Raw genomic sequence first — 19,220 nt, 5'->3', positions numbered from 1 at the left:
CGCTAATCTTCAGGTAATGCGCCGGAGGCGTCTGAAACCGACGAAAACGCCTTCCGAAACGACTGTTACGACAGATACAGCGCCGTCTCCACGAAGGAGAGAGCGTAGCACAACGGTCTAGTAGCCGTCTACGACAGCGCGTCGCCTTGGGGCCGTCAGGTGCCGTCCCCGGCGGCCTTGCCCGCCTGGATGCTTTCGGACATTGCCCGCGCGCAGGCTACCGCGGACGCCCACGCCCACTGGAAGTTGTAGCCGCCGAGCCAGCCCGTCACGTCGACCACTTCCCCCACGAAATGCAGCCCCGGTTGCGTGCGCGCCTCCAGCGTGGCCGAGGACAACGCACGGGTGTCGACGCCGCCGCGCGTCACTTCCGCCTTGCGCCACCCTTCCGACCCGCAAGGCTTGAGCGTCCAGCCGGAAAACGCCTGTGCGAGCGAGCGCAACGCCTTGTCCGGCAACTCCTGCACGCGCGCTTGCGGCGAGAGGCCACTATTGGCAACCCAAGCATCCGCCAATCGCGCCGGAACCCACTGCGCCAGCAAGTTGCTCAATTGACGTTTGGACGACGCCTTGGCTTCGAACAGTGCCGCCTCGATGTCGGACGTCGGTGCGAGATTCAGTGTAATCGGCTGTCCCGGCGTCCAGAAACTGGAAATCTGAAGAATCGCCGGACCGGACAGACCGCGGTGCGTGAACAACAGATCCTCAAGAAAGCTGCCCGCATCCTTACCTTTGCCCGTGCTGACATCGACTTCCAGCGACAAACCGGACAGTCCGGCGAAGGGTGCCCAGGTCGACGCGTCGAACATCAGCGGGACGAGTGCCGGTCTTGGCTCCACGATATCCAGACCGAACTGACGGGCAATCCGATACCCCCAGTACGTCGCCCCGATTTTCGGAATCGACAGCCCACCGGTTGCAATCACGAGACGTTTTGCGGCGATATGTCCGGCATCTGTCGTCAAATGATAGCGGTGCGCCCCACCGGCCTCGGTGTACGCGACCGTATGGACCGCGCATGGCATGCGCCAGTGCACATGCCCCGCAGCGCACTCGTTTCGCAGCATTTCGATGACGTCTTCGGCACTTTCGTCGCAGAAGAGTTGACCGCGATGCTTTTCGTGCCACGCAATGCGATGGCGCTTGAGCAGGTCGAGGAAGTCGCGCGGGGTGTAACGCGCGAGCGCCGAACGGCAGAAACGCGGATTCTCCGACAGATAGTTCGCCGGGCCCGCATTGATATTGGTGAAATTGCAGCGACCGCCGCCCGAGATTCGAATCTTCTCAGCGAGACGCGTCGCATGGTCGATGAGCACCACGCGCAGGCCCAACTGCCCGGCCACTGCCGCGCACATCAGGCCAGCTGCGCCAGCACCCACAACCGCTACATCAAACTTTTCCATGGCGGGCATTGTAACCGGCAGCCGATGAGGCCGACTGGTATACTTCCGGGCTCCCCATTAAAGTTGACGCTGCGCGTATCCCTATCCGCCATGCTGGTTCTAGGCATTGAAAGCTCCTGCGACGAAACCGGGCTCGCCCTCTACGACACCGAGGCCGGGCTGCTCTCGCACGCGCTGCATTCGCAGATTGCGATGCATCGCGAGTACGGCGGCGTGGTGCCCGAACTAGCCTCGCGCGACCACATTCGTCGCGCCTTGCCATTAGCCGAAGAGGTCCTCGCGCAAGCTGGCAAGCCGCTGAGCGCCGTCGACGCCATCGCCTACACGCAGGGCCCCGGTCTCGCAGGCGCGCTGCTGGTGGGCGCAAGCGTCGCCAACGCCCTCGCGTTCGCGCTCGACCGTCCGGTCGTCGGCGTGCACCACCTAGAAGGCCATTTGCTGTCGCCGCTGCTCGCCCCGGACGCACCCGACTTCCCCTTCGTCGCCTTGCTGGTCTCCGGCGGCCACACGCAACTGATGGAAGTCCGCGCGTTCGGACAGTACGCCATGCTCGGCGAAACGCTCGACGATGCCGCCGGTGAAGCCTTCGACAAGACGGCCAAACTGCTCGGCCTCGGCTACCCGGGGGGCCCCGCCGTCTCGCGCCTGGCCGACTTCGGCACGCCGGGACGCTACGACCTGCCGCGTCCGATGAAGCACTCGGGCAATCTGGATTTCAGCTTCAGTGGCCTGAAGACGGCGGTGCTCACCCAGGTCCGCAATCTCGGCGGCAATGTGTGCGAACAGGAAAAGGCCGACCTCGCACGCGGCTTCGTCGACGCGATTGTCGACGTCCTTGTCGCCAAGTCGATGGCCGCCCTGAAGCAAACCGGGATGAAGACGCTGGTCGTCGCGGGTGGCGTGGGTGCCAACGCCCAATTGCGGGCCGGACTGAACGAAGCGGCACGCCGCCGGGGATATCGCGTGCATTACCCCGACCTCGCGTTCTGCACCGATAACGGCGCGATGATCGCCTTTGCGGGCGCGATGCGCCTCAAGCACTGGCCGGACGAAGCGGATAGCGAATACGCCTACACGGTGCGCCCGCGCTGGGATCTGGCGGATATCGTGCGAAGTGTGTGACGGCGACGTCGATGGTTTGACGATCCGCACATCCTTCGACGACTGCCCAAGAAAAAACCGCTCCGAGGAGCGGTTTTTTTACGTCCGACGAAGATCACGGACGATCACGCCGCCACACGCTTATCGCGCTCGATCACGGCATAGGCACTGTGATTGTGGATCGATTCGAAGTTCTCGGCCTGAAGCACGTACGCCGCGACGCGCGGCTCGCTGTTCAGACGCGTCGCCACGTCACGCACCAGATCCTCTACAAACTTGGGATTCTCATAGGCGCGCTCGGTCACGTACTTCTCGTCGGGGCGCTTGAGCAGCCCCCACAATTCGCACGACGCCTCCTCTTCCGCCATCCGCACCAGTTCTTCGACCGCGATATCGCCTGCGATCTCCGCGTCGATGGTGATATGCGAGCGCTGGTTGTGCGCACCATATTGCGAGATCTTCTTCGAGCACGGGCACAGGCTCGTGACCGGCACGAGCACCTTGAGCCACACGCGCGTCTCGCCGTGGCGAACGTCGCCGGTCAGCGTGACCTCGTAATCCATCATGCTCTGCACGCCCGAGACCGGCGCCGTCTTGTTGATGAAGTACGGGAACGTCACTTCGATGCGACCGGCCTCGGCTTCGAGCTTATCGAGCATGCTGGCGAGCATCGCGCGGAAGCCCGCCACGTTCATCGGCTCGCGGTTCGCTTCGAGCAAGGCGACGAAGCGCGACATGTGCGTGCCCTTCTGGTCGGCACGCAAATGCACATCGAGATTGAACAGGCCGATGGTGGCCTGCACGTCGCCGTCGGCCAGACGCACCGACAACGGATGACGCACGCCACGCACACCAACGCGCTGAATCGGGATCTGCCGGGTGTCGACGGTGCTCTGCACATCCGGCATGACGAAAGCGGGGTTCATCTGGTTCATCTAATTTCCTTCTTTGCCGGCAAGCCGACTGGGGGGAGGCAATGGGCAAACGTATCCGACACACGGCTCGCGAGCCTCTGCCGAGTGGCGTCGGGAACGTGCCGGAGAACCCCGGCACGGGATGGGGAATGCGTCTTTCAAAACGAAACGATCCGGCGCTTGGGCCGGATCGTTCGCAGACTCGAGACTGCCGGACAGGTCAGGCGACGAGCTTCGCCGCGGTCTTGCCGGTTGTCTGAGTGGCCTCTGCCGACGGAAGATCGAAGCGCTCGCAGATCGACTTGGCGATACCTGCGGCGTCAAGACCCACACCGGACAGCAACAATGCCGGGTCGCCATGATCGATGAAGCGATCGGGCAGGCCCAATTGTAGTACGGGTCGATTACCCCCACTGGCCAACAGGGATTCGGCCACGGCCGAGCCCGCGCCGCCCATGATGCTGCCCTCTTCCACCGTCACGAGGTAGTCGTGCGTTTGCGCCAGTCGTGCGATCAGTTCGTCATCGATCGGCTTGACGAAGCGCATGTCGGCCACAGTCGCGTCGAGTTGCGCTGCCGCTGCAAGCGACGGCGCCACCATGCTACCGAAAGCGAGGATGGCGACGCGACGTCCGGCTTCCGCCTGGCTCTCGCGGCGCACCACGCCCTTGCCGATCGGCAGTGCCGTCATCGTCTGTTCGATCACGGCACCCGTGCCTGCACCACGCGGATAGCGCACCGCAGACGGACCATCGATCTGCACGCCGGTGTAAAGCATCTGGCGGCATTCGTTCTCGTCCGACGGCGCCATCACGACCATATTCGGAATGCAGCGCATGAACGGAATGTCGTACGCGCCAGCGTGGGTCGCACCATCGGCACCCACGAGGCCCGAGCGGTCCAGCGCGAACACGACCGGCAGGTTTTGCAGCGCGACGTCGTGAATCAGTTGATCGTAACCGCGTTGCAGGAACGTCGAGTAGATCGCGACGATCGGCTTCAGACCTTCGGTCGCCATACCACCAGCAAACGTCACCGCATGCTGCTCGGCGATGCCCACGTCGTAGTAACGATCCGGGAAACGCTTCTCGAACTCCACGAGGCCGGAGCCTTCGCGCATGGCCGGGGTAATGCCCACAATGCGCTTGTCCACTGCCGCGATATCGCACAGCCAGTCACCGAACACTTGCGTGTACGTCTTCTTGCTGCTCGTGCTCGGCTTGATACCTTCGGCCGGGTTGAACTTGCCCGGACCGTGATACAGCACCGGGTCGGCTTCCGCGAGCTTGTAGCCATAGCCCTTGCGCGTGACGACGTGCAGGAACTGCGGGCCCTTCAGATTCTTGATGTTCTCGAGCGTCGGAATCAGCGAGTCGAGGTCGTGACCGTCGATCGGGCCGATGTAGTTGAAGCCGAACTCTTCGAACATCGTGGCGGGAACGACCATGCCCTTGGCATGCTCTTCGAACTTGCGCGCCAGCTCAAGCACCGGGGGTGCAACGCTCAGCACCTTCTCCACGCCCTTCTTCGCAGCGGCGTAGAAACGGCCCGACATCAGGCGGGCCAGATAGCGGTTGAGCGCGCCGACCGGCGGCGAGATCGACATGTCGTTGTCGTTGAGGATGACCAGCAGCGGCACGTCTTCATGCACGCCGGCGTTGTTCATCGCCTCGAACGCCATACCGGCCGTCATCGAACCGTCGCCGATCACCGCGATGCCGAAACGGTTCTCACCCTTCGTGCGTGCGCCGAGCGCCATGCCGAGCGCCGCCGAAATCGACGTGCTCGAGTGCGCCGTGCCGAACGTGTCGTACGGCGATTCGTCGCGCTTCGGGAAACCCGAGATACCGCCAAGCTGGCGCAGCGAACCCATCTGTTCGCGACGACCCGTCAGGATCTTGTGCGGATAGCTCTGGTGGCCCACGTCCCAGACAATGCGATCTTCCGGCGTGTTGAAGACGTAGTGCAGCGCAATCGTCAGCTCGACCGTGCCGAGGTTGGACGACAGGTGGCCGCCGGTACGCGACACGCTCTCAAGCACGAAAGCCCGTAGCTCTTCGGCCAGCGGCGCGAGTTGGCGACGCTCCAGACGCCGCAAATCGGCCGGGTCATCGATAGTATTTAGAAGTTCGTACATCGTCGTTCCATATATAGGCGTTCTTTACCGGGCAACTCCCCCTGTGAGTTGTTCCCGATCTCCTGCCGATGCGTTCTGTGGGGAGAAACGCGTCGACCCTCCTTGCCCCTTGCTTATCGCTACTGCCAGCGGTCCCCGATACGCATTGACCCGCGCCCCAGGAACCACTCAGAAAACTCATTTGCCGATGACGCGTCGCGACTTACACCACGAATCGTCGGCTTACGTCTAGTCTACGTCGGTCAATTAATGCGATCGACAACGTAATCGGCCAGTGCACGCAGACGATCTGCGTTACCCAGCGACGCACTCGCTGCATGCGCATCGGCACGCAGCTTTTCCGCGTAAGCGCGTGCGCCGTCGAGACCCATCAGCGACACGTAGGTCGGCTTGTCGTTGGCGGCGTCCTTGCCTGCGGTCTTGCCCAGCGTGGCCGAGTCGGCCGTCGTGTCGAGAATGTCGTCCACCACCTGGAAAGCCAGTCCGACGGCTGCCGCGTAGGCGTCGAGCGCGATCGTTTCGTCGTCCGACAGCGCGCGGCCGCAGATGGCGCCCATACGCAGCGAAGCACGCAGCAATGCGCCCGTCTTCAGGCGATGCATGTTTTCCAGTTGCGACTGCGTGAGCTTGATGCCCACGCTTTCCAGATCGATGGCCTGACCGCCAGCCATGCCGAGCGCGCCCGAGGCCAGCGCCAGTTCGCGCACCAGCGCGAGCGACTGCGCAGCGCTCAGATCGCCCGTCGCCTCACCCAGCAGCGCGAAGGCCTGCGTCTGCAGACCGTCGCCCGCGAGCAGACCGGTCGCCTCGTCGTACTGCACGTGCACCGTCGGCTTGCCACGGCGCAGGTCGTCATCGTCCATGCACGGCAGATCGTCGTGCACCAGCGAATACGCATGAATCATTTCGACGGCGCACGCTGCGCGATCGAGTGCCGTCTCGCTGGCCTGCGTGACTTCGCCCGCAGCGAAGCACAGCAGCGGGCGCACCCGCTTGCCGCCGCCGAGCACGGCGTAACGCATCGATTCGTTGAGTCGCGCCGAGCCGCCATCGGCCGCCTTGGGCAGCGCAGCGTCGAGCGCCTGTTCCACACGGGCCTGTACTGCCTGCATCCAGGCCTTGATATTCTGATCCGCCATCGTCTTCGTCCTGCACGTGCCCGTCGGGCCGTGCTTGTTATTGAAGCGCCCCGCTGTCTTGCTGGGGGACGCCTTGGGTCGTGGGTCGTCTTGCCGTATTTCAGTTGGCCGCTCAGGCGACTTAGAACTCGTCGCGCGACGACGCTTCGAGCGGCTTTAGCGTCTCGCCTTCGAGCACCTTCACCTGCTGCTCGACCTTCTCGAGCAGACCCTGGCAGTACTTCACCAGGACGGCGCCGCGCCGATACGCGCCTAACGATTCTTCCAGTCCCAGCTCACCGCCCTCCATGCGTCCGACGAGCTGCTCGAGCTCAGCCAGCGCAGCCTCATAGGTCTCGGGCAGGTCTTGCGGCGCCTCGGGCGCCGCGTCTTGCGACTTTGCAGTCTTGGCCATAAACGCAAAATTCGGGTCGAATGTTCCATTTTACGGCAAAAGCGCATTAGCTCGCAGAGCGTAAATTGCCTGAAATCGGGTCCAGATGACTTTTTTCGGACATTATTTAACGCAAATCATGGACTTAGCGGCCCCCAGATGCTTAGACCGGGTATAATCGTCGGTTCCCCTAAATCGATTTTTCGATGGTTGGGTTGTTCACTGCTTTCAAGCTAGACGGGAGTGGGAATGTCCAATCTAAGCAGCGCTTTGCAACTAAAACCGGCCTCAAGCCAACTGCCGGTCTACACGTATTTCGACGAGGCGCTCCTCGCCCGCGAGCGTGAAGTCCTGTTTAAGCACGGCCCCCGTTACGTGGGCCACGAACTGATGGTCCCGGAAGTCGGCGATTATTTCGCGCTTCCGGCAGAGCAGGAAGGTCGCATGCTGGTCCGCAACGGTGCGGGCGAGCATAACGGCATCGAATTGCTCTCGAACGTCTGCCGTCATCGTCAGGCGGTCATGCTCAATGGGCGTGGGAACACGCCCAATATCGTTTGCCCGCTTCACCGTTGGACTTACGACACAAAGGGCGAACTGCTCGGCGCGCCGCATTTCCCGGAGAAGCCCTGCCTGAACCTCGGCAAGTTCCCGCTGCAACGCTGGAACGGGCTGCTGTTCGAAGCAGAAGGCCGCGATGTGCAGGCCGATCTCGCACGACTGGGCGTGAAGCACCATCTCGACTTCTCGAACTTCATGTTCGATCACGTCGAAGTTCACGAATGTAACTACAACTGGAAGACGTTCATCGAGGTTTACCTCGAGGACTATCACGTCGTGCCGTTCCACCCAGGTCTGGGCAGCTTCGTTTCGTGCGAAGACCTGAGCTGGGAGTTCGGCGACTGGTACAGCGTCCAGACGGTTGGCGTGCATGAAGGTCTCGCAAAACCCGGCAGCCCCATCTACCGCCAGTGGCACGACGTGCTGCTGCGCTACCGGGAAGGCGTGCCGCCGGACTTCGGTGCGATCTGGATGGTGTACTACCCGCATCTCATGATCGAGTGGTACCCGCACGTGCTCGTGGTGTCGTGGCTGATTCCGCACGGACCGCAGAAGACGACGAACATCGTCGAATTCTATTACCCCGAGGAAATCGCGCTCTTCGAACGCGAATTCATCGAGGCCGAGCGTGCCGCCTATATGGAAACGGCACGCGAAGACGACGAGATTGCCGAACGCATGGACGCCGGACGTCGCGCCCTGTTCCAGCGTGGCGTCTCGGAAACGGGTCCATATCAGAGCCCGATGGAAGACGGCATGCAACACTTCCACGAGTTCCTGCGTCGCCAGATGGGGGATTTCTAAGCCTCACCGGCTCAGGAAGTCTCATCGAATGAGAACGCAAAGCCATCTGGCGGAAGTCTTGTCAGATTCGCCTCGCGCACGCACTGTGGTGTCGGCGAGACCGAATTAAATATTTGCCGAAAAATCGCCGAGCGGCGGGCCATGTGCCCGCCGTTTTCGTTAGAATCGACGCCATGCTTTCGATATGACCGTGCATGGATCCTTTGTGCTGCACGAGTCACCTGCGTTCAGCACAAAACGCGCTCGTTCGTCTTCCCGCCGTTATCGGCCACAATTCGCCATGCAATCGCTCTGGATGTTGGTCTCCGCCTTCATGTTCACGTTGATGGGGCTCTTCATCAAACTGGCGGCAAACGAATACAACACCGGCGAAATTGTTCTCTACCGCAGCCTGATCGGCGTAATCGTCCTTCTTGGGATGGCGCGATTGCGGGGCCAGTCCATTCGTACCCGTCATCTGGGATCGCACGTCAAACGCAGCACAGCCGGTGTCATTTCCCTCGGGCTCTGGTTCTTTTCGCTCACGCAATTGCCGCTCTCCACGGCAATGACACTCAACTACATGTCGCCGATCTGGATTTCGCTGATCGTGATGGGAACGGCGGCAATGCGCGGTAGCCTGCGCACCGATTTCAGGCTGGTGGCGGCGATCTTCGCCGGTTTCGTGGGCGTAGCACTCCTGTTGCAGCCGACCATCGACAGTCAGGCGTGGGTTGCGGGTGTTGCAGGCGTTGTCTCGGGCGTGTTCTCGGCCGTCGCCTATATGCAGGTCAAGGAGCTAGGCGCAGCAGGCGAACCCGACTGGCGCATCGTTTTCTACTTCTCGGCGGGCGGCGTGCTGCTCGGCCTGGCCTGGGTCGCCATTGAAGGCTTGCACCCGATGACCTGGCGCGGCGCGGGCCTGATGCTGGGCGTCGGGGTCGCCGCATTGATTGCGCAGACGGCACTCACCCGGGCATTCAGTCTGGGCAATACGCTCGTCACTGCGAATCTCCAATATTCGGGCGTAATCTTCGCTACACTGATCAGCATGCTTGTCTGGGGCGACTGGCCTGCACTGGCCGGCTGGATCGGCATGCTGCTCATCGTAGCGAGCGGCATGACCGCACTGCGCCGGCCATCCCCCTCCGCCTGATCGCCGCCGAACGAATCCCCCACGCCCGTCTGCGGAGACGCCATGATTCATACGCATTTCACCACGCTCATCAGTCCGCAAAATCTCGATGCGCTGATGCAAACCGCCGCCGGTGGCGGCGCCCCGGTGGTCATCTTCGATTGCCGTTTCGATCTCGCCAATCCGAAGGCCGGCGAGGAAGCCTACGTTCAGGGCCATATCTTCGGTGCGTTCTATGCGCATCTCGAACGCGATCTCTCCGGCAAAACGAACGGAAAGAACGGTCGTCACCCGCTGCCTGATCGCGACGCCCTCGTCCGACACCTCGCCGCATGCGGCCTGTCGAAGGGCCAGCAGGTTGTCGCATATGACGCGCAGGGCGGCATGTACGCCGCACGCCTGTGGTGGTTGCTGCGCTGGCTCGGACACGAGTCGGTCGCGGTACTCGACGGCGGCCTGCAAGCGTGGGAAGCCGCCGGGTTCAAGCTCGACGCCGCACCGCCCGAAGCGCCGCCTCCCGGCGATTTCGCGCCGGGTGAACCGCTGGCGACGACGGCAGACGCCGCCGCCATCGAGCGCAACCTCACGTCGCACGAGCGTCTTGTTATCGACGCCCGTGCACCGGACCGCTATCGCGGCGAAAACGAAACCCTCGACCCGATTGGCGGCCATATTCCAGGCGCAAAGAATCGTTTCTTCAAAGACAACCTCGGCGCGGACGGCCGCTTCAAACCTGCGGCGACTCTTCGCGAGGAGTTCACACAGGTCATCGGCCACGACCGCCTGCCGGAACGCGTCATCTCGCAGTGCGGCTCGGGCGTGACCGCTTGCCACAATCTGCTGGCGATGGAAGTGGCCGGGCTGCACGGCGCTAGCCTCTACCCCGGCTCGTGGAGCGAGTGGTGTGCGGACAAGCGTCGTCCGGTATCGACGGGGGCTCAACCCTGAGTTCAGTAGACCAGTGACGCAAAAGGGCACCCCGAGGGGTGCCCTTTTTTTGTACCGGTCGATGTCGCGTGTTACTCGCGACTCGGCTTAACGACGCTTGCCGACATCGCCAGCGCGCTGCCGCCTTCGTCATGGCCGTGCCCGTGATCATGATCGTGGTCATGACCATTGAGCCACACGACCAGCGCCAGACCGACGCCGATCAGCAGGATCTGCGGCAGGGCGTCGCGCGGCGACGTGCGCCGCTGCATCTGCGGCATGAGATCCGAAACAGCGATGTAGATGAAGCTGCTCGCCGCAAGCGCCAGCAGGTACGGGATCAGGCTTTGCAGACGATCCAGCATGAAGTATCCGAGCACGCCGCCCAGCAAGGCCGTCAGGCTCGACGCCAACGTCAGCACCAGCGCCTTGCGGCGCTTGAAACCCGCGTTCAGCAACACCATGAAGTCGCCCAGCTTGTGCGCGACTTCGTGCACCGTGATCGACACCGTGGCTGCCACACCCAGACGCGGATCGGTCAGGAAAGCAGCCGCAATCACCACGCCGTCGGCGAAATTGTGGATCGCGCTGCCCACCAGAATCATCCAGCCGCCCTTGCCCGCTTCGTGTGCGTCGTGGCCATGCTCGTGATGATGTCCGTCGCCTTCGTGGTGGTGGCTATGGCGCAGCAACGCCAGCTTTTCCAGCAGGAAGAACCCCAGCAGTCCGCCAAGCAACCAGCGCGTGATGACGCGGGCGTCGACGTGCGACTCCAGACTTTCCGGCAGTAAATGCAACAACGCCGTGCCGAGCAGCACGCCTGCCGAGAAGCTCACCATCTTGTCGATGAGCTTCGAGAGCAGACCCAGCGACAGCGACGCCGCCCCGAAAAGACTCAGCACGCCGGAAGCCAGCGTGGCGATAACGATGAAAAGAAAGATGGCGTCGATGGTGATTCTCCCGCGGGCAAGCCGGCGATTTAACCAGCTTTTACCGTTACAGGCAAACCGTTGGCACATCGAGGCGTGCAGGACATACGCAGCGGTATCGAGGCGGAACCTGTCGACGATCGCTCCGTTGTTCCCTCACCCCGAAAGGCCACACGCCGTCAGCATGCCGACGGCTCCCCCCCAAACCTCCCTGCCATCAAGCGACGCCATGCTTGCGGAACCAGTCCTGCGCCAGCTTCCAGCCCTCTTTCGCATCGGCCTCGACATAGCTCGCCCGATAATCCGCGAAGAACGCGTGGCCTGAGTTCGGGAACACCTTGAGCTCCGAGCGCTTCGACGCAGCATCGCCCTTGGCCAGCGCCTCGCGCGCCTGTTCGACGCTCGCGACCGGAATCCCCGTGTCCTTGCCGCCGTACAACCCCAGCAGCGGGCCGTGCAGCTTGCCAGCGATGTCGATCGGGTTCTGCGGGAAGCTCTCGCTCTTGTCGCCGACGATGCGCCCGTACCAAGCCACCGCCGCCTTCACGTTGGGGTTATGCGCGTCGTACAGCCACGCGACACGTCCGCCCCAGCAGAAGCCGGTAATGCCCAGACGCTTTTCGTCGCCGCCGTTGGCCACCGCCCACTTCACGGTCGCGTCGATGTCGCTCATGACTTGCTTGTCCGGCGTCTTCGCTACGATTTGCGATTGAATCTCGGCAATCGTGCCCAACGATTGCGGGTCACCCGCACGCGCGAACAACTCCGGCGCGACTGCCAGATAACCGAGCTTCGCGAAGCGGCGGCAGATATCGGCGATGTGCTGATGCACGCCGAAAATCTCCGAGACGACAACGATCGTCGGCAGATGTGTCTTACCCGCGGGCTTTGCGTAGTACACCGGCATCTTGGTACCGGACACCTCAAGCATGTGCTCGCCTGCGTCCAGCCCTTGCGTGTCGGTGGTGATCGTTTCGGCCGCCACCGGGAGCACCGCCAATGCAAACGCCGAACCGACGGCGGTCTTCAGAAAGTCGCGTCGGTTACGCGGCGCAACTTCGGGCACGAGACTATCCAGATCTGCTTGCGACATGTCGCACTCCAGGAGAAAGCGTCAAAAAGAAAATGATCGGGAAGACTGCCGACCGGAGGCCGGACGTTCGGATATTACTAGAGAGGGAATTCGCTTGCACTCAGCACGAAGCATGAAAAAAGCCGCACAAGCAACGTGCCTGCGCGGCCGGGACGTCAGCGAAATGTTGTCAGAACGTCAGTGCAGCTTCACGCGCGGCACGGTCGAGCGACGCAGACGGTTAGCCACGGTATCGAGCATCATTCGCCAGACGCCATGCAGCGCCGCCACATGCATCCGGTAGAGCGACGTGTACATCACGCGAGCGAACAGCCCCTCGATGAACATGCTGCCACCGATCAGTCCGCCCATCAGATTACCCACCGCGCTGAACTTGCCCAGCGAGACGAGTGAGCCGAAGTCGCGGTACGTGAACGTCGGCAAGCTCTGCCCCTTAAGGCGTGCCTCGATGGCCTTCACAAGAAAACTCGCCTGCTGGTGCGCCGCCTGCGCGCGCGGCGGCACGAAGCCGTGCTCCGGCCACTCGCAGCTCGCGCAATCGCCGAATGCAAAGATGTCCGGATCGGTCTTGCTTTGCAGCGTCGGCAGCACTTCGATCTGATTCAGACGATTGACGTCCAGCCCCAGCGTGCCGAGTACCGGCGGCGCGGTAATTCCCGCAGACCAGACCGTGATGTCCGCAGGCAGAACCTTGCCGCTGGTCAGCGTCACTTCGTTGGCGCGGACTTCGGCCACCGAATCGCCGCACAGAATGTCGACGTCCAGCTTGGCGAGCAATCCGGCTACCGCGCCCGACACACGTTCCGGCAGCGCTTTCAGAATGCGCGGGCTCGACTCGATGATGGTGATGCGCACGTCCTTGCGCGGGTCGAGCTTCAGACCATAGGAGCGCAACACTTCAGCGGTATTGCGCAACTCGGCCGACAGCTCCACGCCCGTCGCACCGGCACCGACGATCACGAGATTGACCTTGGGACGCTGCGTGGCCGACGGCGACAGCAACGCGCCACCGCTCTGCGTACCGGTCGCAGCAGCCGGTGCCGACGCCTCGGCAGCGCTCTGCGCACGCACGCATGCCGCCATCAACCGGCGACGGAAACGCTCGGCCTGTTCGACCGTATCGAGGGCAATGGTGTGTTCCCTGGCACCCGGCACACCGAAGAAATTGGTCGTGCTGCCGATGGCGAGCACCAGCGTGTCGTACGGCAACGTGCGCTCGGGCAGCAGATCGCCCTCGCCTTCGTCGTCCGCTGCCGGGACGGCTGCCAGACGGATGGTCTTGGCCGCACGATCCAGCCCGATCATCTCCCCCGTCGCAAACTCGAAGTGATGCCAGTTCGCCTGAGCCACGTAAGAGAGTTGATGCGTCGCCGTATCCATGACACCCGCCGCGACCTCATGCAGCAACGGCTTCCAGATGTGCGACAGGGAACGGTCGACCAGCGTTATTTGAACGTCCTTGCCACGCCCGTACTTGTCACCCAATCGGGTGACGAGTTCGAGACCGCCGGCGCCTCCGCCGACCACAACGATACGATGCACACTCACGATAACTCCCCGTGCTTGGAAAACCGTCCGGCCGGTCAGCATTTGCCAGACCGGCGATAGCGATTACCATACCGCAGAGTGCGGACTTAGGGTATACCCGTCACCCTATTTCCGCTATTGCGTGACCTTGATCGTAGTGGTGGCCAAAGCATGCTGCAACGTCGGCCGCCTCACACACTTTGGGCGTTCGCCCGGCACGATCAGTGTGCTTGTTCCCAGTTTTCGCCAACGCCGACTTCGGCCACCAACGGCACGTGCAGCTTGGCCACGCCGCACATCAGTTCCGGCAGACGCTTGCGAACCTCCGCCAACTCATGGTCCGGCACTTCGAGCACGAGTTCGTCGTGCACCTGCATGATCTGACGTGTCTGCAAACCGCTATCGTCCAGCCAGCGCTGCACGGCAATCATCGACAGCTTGATGAGGTCGGCGGCAGTGCCTTGCATCGGCGCATTGATAGCAGCGCGCTCGGCAGCTTGACGACGTGGGCCGTTGCCGCCATTGATGTCCGGCAACCACAGACGACGGCCGAACACGGTCTCGACGTAACCCTTCGCCTTGGCGCTCTTGCGCGTCTCGTCCATATAACGCGCCACGCCCGGATAGCGCATGAAGTAGCGATCGATGTATTGCTTGGCCGCGTCGCGCTCGATGCCGAGGTTCGCGGCCAGCCCGAACGCGCTCATCCCATAGATCAGACCGAAGTTGATGACCTTGGCATAGCGACGTTGCTCGGAAGACACCTCCAGCGGCGTGACGGCGAAGATTTCAGCAGCGGTCGCGCGGTGAATGTCCTCGCCGTTCGCAAACGCGCGCAGCAGGCTTTCGTCGCCCGAGATATGCGCCATGATGCGCAGCTCGATCTGCGAGTAGTCTGCCGAGACCAGCTGGCTGCCCGGCGGCGCGATGAAGGCCTCTCGGATGCGGCGCCCCTCGGCCGTACGCACCGGAATGTTCTGCAAGTTCGGATCGTTCGACGCCAGCCGGCCGGTGATCGCCACGGCCTGTGCGTAGTTCGTATGCACACGTCCCGTCGAGGGATTGACCATCTTCGGCAGCTTGTCGGTGTACGTCGACTTGAGCTTCGCCAGACCGCGATACTCCAGCAGGACCTTCGGCAGCGGATAGTCCTCTGCGAGCTTCTGCAGTACTTCTTCATCGGTCGATGGCGCACCGCTGGCCGTCTTCTTGACGACCGGCAACTGCAGTTGCGTGAAGAAGATGTCGCCGATCTGCTTGGGGGAATTCAGATTGAATTGCTGCCCGGCCAGCGCGTACGCCTCCGTTTCGAGCGTGACCAGCTTGCGCCCGATCTCGTCGCTCTGCGCCGCCAGACGCGCTGTGTCGACCAGCACTCCGTTGCGCTCCATGCGTTGAAGCACGCGCGCCGTGGGCATTTCGATATCGCGATAGACGAATTCGAGCGTGGCTTCGCGGGCGACATCGGGGTACAGCGCGCGGTGCAGACGCTGGGTAATGTCGGCGTCCTCAGCGGCGTACTCCGTCGCACGTTCGACGCTCACGTCGTCAAAACCGATCTGCTTGGCCCCCTTGCCGCACACGTCTTCGTACTTGACCGTCGTCACGCCCAGATGGCGCGACGCGAGACTATCCATGTCGTGACTGCGATGCGATTCGAGCACATACGATTCGAGCAAGGTGTCGTGCGCGATACCGCCCAGAATCACGCCGTAGTTTTCGAGCACATGCGCGTCGTACTTGAGGTTCTGCCCGACCTTCTTGTGATCGGGACTCTCGAGCCAGTGCTTCAGACGGGCGATCACTTCGTCGCGCGGCAATTGCTCGACTTCCCCCGGCGCACGGTGCGCCACTGGAATGTAGGCCGCGCGGCCCGGTTCGCAGGAGAACGACAGACCGACGAGTTGCGCCTGCATCGCGTCGAGCGAGGTCGTCTCGGTATCGAACGCCGTCAACTCGGCGGCTTCGATAATCTTCAGCCACGCATCGAACTGTTCCCACGTGAGCACCGCTTCGTACTGGCGCTCGATGGTGTCGGCCACCGGTGCCGGTGCGTCTTCACCGGCTTGCGAAGCCACCGTCGCCTCCGCTTCGCGCAGCAGCGTCTTGAAGCCGTGGCGCAAGAAGAAATCGCGCAGCACTTCGGCGTCTTCGGGTTGCGTCTGCAGACTCGCTTCGATGGAGGTGACCTGCGGCGCGAGATCGCAATCGAGCGCCACCGTCACGAGCTTGCGCCCCATCGGCAGCCAGTCGAGCGCACGTCGCAGATTCTCGCCGACGGCGCCCTTCACCTCGGAGGCGTTGGCGACGAGGTTGTCGAGATCGCCGTATTGCGTGAGCCATTTGACGGCCGTCTTCGGCCCGCACTTCTCCACGCCCGGCACGTTATCGACCGTGTCGCCCACCAGCGTGAGATAGTCGACGATGCGCGCAGGCGGCACGCCGAATTTGGCTTCGACGGCAGCCGCGTCGAGCGTTTCGTTCGTCATCGTGTTGACGAGCGTGACGCGGTCGTTCACGAGCTGCGCCAGATCCTTGTCGCCGGTCGAGACGACCACGCGCATACCCCGTTCGGCCGCCCGCTTTGCGAGCGTGCCGATGACGTCGTCGGCTTCCACGCCGTCGATCATCAACAGCGGCCAACCCATCGCGCGCACGGCTTCGTGAATCGGTTCGATCTGCGCGCGCAGATCTTCGGGCATCGACGGGCGATTCGCCTTGTACTCGGGGTACCAGTCGTCGCGGAAGGTCTTGCCCTTTGCATCGAAAACGCAAGCGCTGTACTCTGCATGAACGTCTTTACGCATGCGGCGCAGCATATTGACGATGCCGTGCAGCGCGCCCGTAGGTTCGCCGCCTGGGCCGCGCAAATCCGGCAGGGCGTGATAGGCTCGATACAGATAACTCGAACCATCGACCAATAAGAGCGTCTTACCTTCCAGACTTTGCTGTTCCGACATATGACCAAGAGAAGAAAAGAGATACCGAGTCTGCGCATGCTGGCAGACCATGAGCGCGCCACCGCCAAGAAGGCGCGCGCGTCGTGGCAGATGTTCACGATTATGGCAGAGTTCATTGAGGCGACCGAGTACCTGTCGGAGATCCGACCGGCCGTCAGCATCTACGGCAGCGCCCGCATCAAGCCGAAATCGCCGTTCTACAAACTGACGATGACGATTGCCCGCAAATTTTCGGACAACGGCTTCGCCGTCATCTCCGGCGGTGGTCCCGGCATCATGGAAGCGGCCAACAAGGGCGCGCACGGTGGCGCGTCGCCGACCGTCGGTCTGAACATCGAGCTCCCGCACGAACAGAAAGGCAATCAGTGGCAGGACATCTCGCTGCGCTTTCGCCACTTCTTTACCCGTAAGGTCACTTTCGTCAAGAATTCGGACGCCTTCGTGATCATGCCCGGCGGCTTCGGCACGCTCGACGAATTGTCCGAAGTGCTCACGCTGATCCAGACGCAGAAGTCGCGTCGCGTGCCGGTGATTCTCGTGGGGTCGGAGTTCTGGAAAGGTCTGCTGGACTGGGTACGCTCGTCGATGCTGCCGATGGGCCTTATCAGCGAAAAGGATCTCGATCTCGTGCAGGTGATCGACGACCCCGACGAGATCCTCAAAGCGGTCTTCGCGTTCTACGACGGTCACATCGAACCCGAGACGGAAACCAGCGAAAAGATGTTCTACCTGTAAGGGCTGAGCGCAACGTCATCTGCAATGCAAAACGGCGCCGCGAGATCATCGCGAGCGCCGTTTTTGTGGCGGACACAGGCCCGCCTGAGCGACGAATCAGCAGCCGCTTTCGCGCGGGGTCGTCTCGACTTCCAGACCGAAGAACGGACGCAGGCGCGTGCCGAACACGTTGCCGAAGAACGCCGCGACGAGCCACAGCCAGCCGTGCAGGCTGCCGGAGATGATGCCGCTGAAATAAGCCCCGATGTTGCAGCCGTAAGCCAGACGTGCGCCGTAGCCGAGCAGCAGACCGCCCACGATAGCTGCGATCAGCGAGCGCACAGGCACCTTCCACACCGGCGCGAACTTGCCCGCCAACGAGGCGGCCACCAATGCGCCGAGGATGATGCCCAGGTCCATGACAGTCGTCACGTCCTGCGCGACCGGTGCGTTGAGTACATTGACCTGCTTGGCCCAGTACGGCCACGAGGCGACGTCGACACCCACGGCCATGAATGCCTTCGCGCCCCACAACGCAAAGGCCGACGTCACACCCCACGGGCGACCCGCCAGAGCGAGCGTCGCGTAATTGAGCAGCACGAGCGCGAGTGCACCCCACACCAGCGGCCACGGACCGCGCAGCAGCGCGGGCTTGCCCTTGGCGCTGCGCGTCATCGGCACACCGACGATACGGCCATGACGACGCTTCTCCGCCCACAACGTGAGCGCACCGATGGCCGCGAACAGCGCGAGGTTCGCGATCAGCGCGGGCCAGAGGCCCCACGTCTTCACGAGCGAGACGGGTTTGATGTGCGGCAGGGACTCCCACCACGGCATATGCGCCGTCGCCACGACCGAGCCGACGATGAACGCCGCAAGCGTCACCAGCATGCGCGTATTGCCGCCACCTGCCGTATACAGCGTGCCCGACGCGCAACCGCCGCCGAGCTGCATGCCGATACCGAAGATGAACGCGCCGAACGCCACCGACACACCGACCGGCGATACGAGGCCCACGACCTTGTTGCCGAAAAGCGTGCCATCGGCCAGCGCCGGGAAGAACAGCATGACGCCGAGCGCGAGCATCACCATCTGCGCGCGCAACCCCGCACCACGACGATCCGAAATGAACACACGCCAGGCCGAAGTGAAGCCAAACGCCGCGTGGTAAAGCGCGACGCCGAGCAACGCACCGACACCTGCCAGCGCAGCCTGTTTCGGTCCGACCGTTGCTTGCAGATACGCAATGCCGATGACGATGAGCACCAGCGCAATCGTTAGCGGGCGAGCATTGTAGGTAGAGGGGGAAGGCGACGCCGTTTTGACGGCAGCCGAAGCGGAAGACGACATGACTTTCTGACTCCAGAATGCAGATGGGTGGCACCTGGCCACCCATTGAGACAACGTGCAAGATTGCCAGAACACGACGTCGATGCGAACGACCGTTTTGTGATTTCGTTATAACCAAATGAAATATAGAGCCGCACTGCGAATCATCCGAAATCTCACATTTCGGACAGAAAC

The 19,220-nt window shown here is 62.6% G+C and carries 15 protein-coding genes; 5 read left to right on the top strand and 10 right to left on the bottom strand.

Annotated elements, in window-relative coordinates; translation table 11 throughout:
- Positions 1 to 155 precede the first annotated feature (155 nt).
- On the bottom strand, positions 156 to 1,403 hold the full coding sequence (locus NA29_RS07975; protein WP_039397351.1) for a BaiN/RdsA family NAD(P)/FAD-dependent oxidoreductase: 1,248 nt from the start codon (positions 1,401 to 1,403) through the stop codon (positions 156 to 158).
- 90 nt (positions 1,404 to 1,493) lie between these two features.
- Between NA29_RS07975 and tsaD the strand changes: the two genes are divergently transcribed.
- Positions 1,494 to 2,525 carry a tRNA (adenosine(37)-N6)-threonylcarbamoyltransferase complex transferase subunit TsaD gene (gene tsaD / locus NA29_RS07970; RefSeq protein ID WP_039397348.1) on the top strand — a complete coding sequence of 344 codons (1,032 nt, stop codon included), beginning with the start codon at positions 1,494 to 1,496 and terminating at the stop codon, positions 2,523 to 2,525.
- Positions 2,526 to 2,629: 104 nt separating this feature from the next.
- On the opposite strand, the gene folE2 is transcribed toward tsaD, so the two are convergent.
- The 4 genes from folE2 to NA29_RS07950 form a co-directional block, all read right to left on the bottom strand.
- Positions 2,630 to 3,439 carry a GTP cyclohydrolase FolE2 gene (folE2, locus tag NA29_RS07965; RefSeq protein ID WP_039397347.1) on the bottom strand — a complete coding sequence of 270 codons (810 nt, stop codon included), beginning with the start codon at positions 3,437 to 3,439 and terminating at the stop codon, positions 2,630 to 2,632.
- A 199-nt stretch (positions 3,440 to 3,638) separates the two neighbouring features.
- The gene (gene dxs, locus NA29_RS07960) at positions 3,639 to 5,555 is read right to left on the bottom strand and encodes a 1-deoxy-D-xylulose-5-phosphate synthase (protein WP_039397346.1); all 1,917 of its coding nucleotides are present in this window, start codon (positions 5,553 to 5,555) and stop codon (positions 3,639 to 3,641) included.
- Between the two features lie 242 nt (positions 5,556 to 5,797).
- Positions 5,798 to 6,694 carry a polyprenyl synthetase family protein gene (locus NA29_RS07955; protein ID WP_039397344.1) on the bottom strand — a complete coding sequence of 299 codons (897 nt, stop codon included), beginning with the start codon at positions 6,692 to 6,694 and terminating at the stop codon, positions 5,798 to 5,800.
- Between the two features lie 121 nt (positions 6,695 to 6,815).
- Positions 6,816 to 7,088, bottom strand: a complete 273-nt coding sequence (locus NA29_RS07950; protein WP_039397342.1) for an exodeoxyribonuclease VII small subunit — start codon at positions 7,086 to 7,088, stop codon at positions 6,816 to 6,818.
- A gap of 228 nt (positions 7,089 to 7,316) precedes the next feature.
- On the opposite strand from NA29_RS07950, the gene NA29_RS07945 reads away from it, so the two are divergent.
- The 3 genes from NA29_RS07945 to NA29_RS07935 all read left to right on the top strand — a co-directional run bounded on the left by NA29_RS07945 (position 7,317) and on the right by NA29_RS07935 (position 10,494).
- Positions 7,317 to 8,432, top strand: a complete 1,116-nt coding sequence (locus NA29_RS07945; RefSeq protein WP_039397341.1) for an aromatic ring-hydroxylating oxygenase subunit alpha — start codon at positions 7,317 to 7,319, stop codon at positions 8,430 to 8,432.
- 280 nt (positions 8,433 to 8,712) lie between these two features.
- On the top strand, positions 8,713 to 9,567 hold the full coding sequence (locus tag NA29_RS07940) for a DMT family transporter (protein WP_039397338.1): 855 nt from the start codon (positions 8,713 to 8,715) through the stop codon (positions 9,565 to 9,567).
- A gap of 42 nt (positions 9,568 to 9,609) precedes the next feature.
- Positions 9,610 to 10,494, top strand: a complete 885-nt coding sequence (locus NA29_RS07935) for a sulfurtransferase (protein WP_039397336.1) — start codon at positions 9,610 to 9,612, stop codon at positions 10,492 to 10,494.
- 71 nt (positions 10,495 to 10,565) lie between these two features.
- On the opposite strand, the gene NA29_RS07930 is transcribed toward NA29_RS07935, so the two are convergent.
- From NA29_RS07930 to polA, 4 genes are all read right to left on the bottom strand, one after another.
- A complete protein-coding gene (locus NA29_RS07930) occupies positions 10,566 to 11,375 on the bottom strand; it encodes a ZIP family metal transporter (RefSeq protein ID WP_039397334.1) in 810 nt (269 codons plus the stop codon).
- A gap of 244 nt (positions 11,376 to 11,619) precedes the next feature.
- Positions 11,620 to 12,495, bottom strand: coding sequence for a dienelactone hydrolase family protein (locus NA29_RS07925; protein WP_039397333.1), 876 nt, complete (start codon positions 12,493 to 12,495; stop codon positions 11,620 to 11,622).
- A 177-nt stretch (positions 12,496 to 12,672) separates the two neighbouring features.
- A complete protein-coding gene (locus tag NA29_RS07920; protein WP_039402731.1) occupies positions 12,673 to 14,037 on the bottom strand; it encodes an NAD(P)/FAD-dependent oxidoreductase in 1,365 nt (454 codons plus the stop codon).
- Positions 14,038 to 14,243: 206 nt separating this feature from the next.
- The gene (polA, locus tag NA29_RS07915; protein ID WP_039397331.1) at positions 14,244 to 16,982 is read right to left on the bottom strand and encodes a DNA polymerase I; all 2,739 of its coding nucleotides are present in this window, start codon (positions 16,980 to 16,982) and stop codon (positions 14,244 to 14,246) included.
- Between polA and NA29_RS07910 the strand changes: the two genes are divergently transcribed.
- Complete coding sequence (locus NA29_RS07910; RefSeq protein WP_039397329.1) at positions 16,983 to 17,717, top strand: LOG family protein; 735 nt, start codon at positions 16,983 to 16,985, stop codon at positions 17,715 to 17,717. It begins immediately after the preceding gene.
- A gap of 96 nt (positions 17,718 to 17,813) precedes the next feature.
- Here the strand turns inward: NA29_RS07910 and NA29_RS07905 are convergent, their stop codons facing one another.
- A complete protein-coding gene (locus tag NA29_RS07905; protein WP_039397327.1) occupies positions 17,814 to 19,046 on the bottom strand; it encodes a YeeE/YedE family protein in 1,233 nt (410 codons plus the stop codon).
- Positions 19,047 to 19,220: the final 174 nt, after the last annotated feature.

Source organism: Pandoraea sputorum, from assembly GCF_000814845.2.
Classification (GTDB): domain Bacteria; phylum Pseudomonadota; class Gammaproteobacteria; order Burkholderiales; family Burkholderiaceae; genus Pandoraea; species Pandoraea sputorum.
Note: the sequence above shows the minus strand (reverse complement) of the source record. Positions and strands in the feature narration are given on the sequence as shown.

Excerpts from the sequence above, each read along its gene's own strand:
- NA29_RS07975 (WP_039397351.1), bottom strand. The coding sequence starts at position 1,403 with ATGGAAAAGTTTGATGTAGCGGTTGTGGGTGCTGGCGCAGCTGGCCTG.
- tsaD (WP_039397348.1), top strand. The coding sequence starts at position 1,494 with ATGCTGGTTCTAGGCATTGAAAGCTCCTGCGACGAAACCGGGCTCGCC.
- folE2 (WP_039397347.1), bottom strand. The coding sequence starts at position 3,439 with ATGAACCAGATGAACCCCGCTTTCGTCATGCCGGATGTGCAGAGCACC.
- dxs (WP_039397346.1), bottom strand. The coding sequence starts at position 5,555 with ATGTACGAACTTCTAAATACTATCGATGACCCGGCCGATTTGCGGCGT.
- NA29_RS07955 (WP_039397344.1), bottom strand. The coding sequence starts at position 6,694 with ATGGCGGATCAGAATATCAAGGCCTGGATGCAGGCAGTACAGGCCCGT.
- NA29_RS07950 (WP_039397342.1), bottom strand. The coding sequence starts at position 7,088 with ATGGCCAAGACTGCAAAGTCGCAAGACGCGGCGCCCGAGGCGCCGCAA.
- NA29_RS07945 (WP_039397341.1), top strand. The coding sequence starts at position 7,317 with ATGTCCAATCTAAGCAGCGCTTTGCAACTAAAACCGGCCTCAAGCCAA.
- NA29_RS07940 (WP_039397338.1), top strand. The coding sequence starts at position 8,713 with ATGCAATCGCTCTGGATGTTGGTCTCCGCCTTCATGTTCACGTTGATG.
- NA29_RS07935 (WP_039397336.1), top strand. The coding sequence starts at position 9,610 with ATGATTCATACGCATTTCACCACGCTCATCAGTCCGCAAAATCTCGAT.
- NA29_RS07925 (WP_039397333.1), bottom strand. The coding sequence starts at position 12,495 with ATGTCGCAAGCAGATCTGGATAGTCTCGTGCCCGAAGTTGCGCCGCGT.
- polA (WP_039397331.1), bottom strand. The coding sequence starts at position 16,982 with ATGTCGGAACAGCAAAGTCTGGAAGGTAAGACGCTCTTATTGGTCGAT.
- NA29_RS07910 (WP_039397329.1), top strand. The coding sequence starts at position 16,983 with ATGACCAAGAGAAGAAAAGAGATACCGAGTCTGCGCATGCTGGCAGAC.
- NA29_RS07905 (WP_039397327.1), bottom strand. The coding sequence starts at position 19,046 with ATGTCGTCTTCCGCTTCGGCTGCCGTCAAAACGGCGTCGCCTTCCCCC.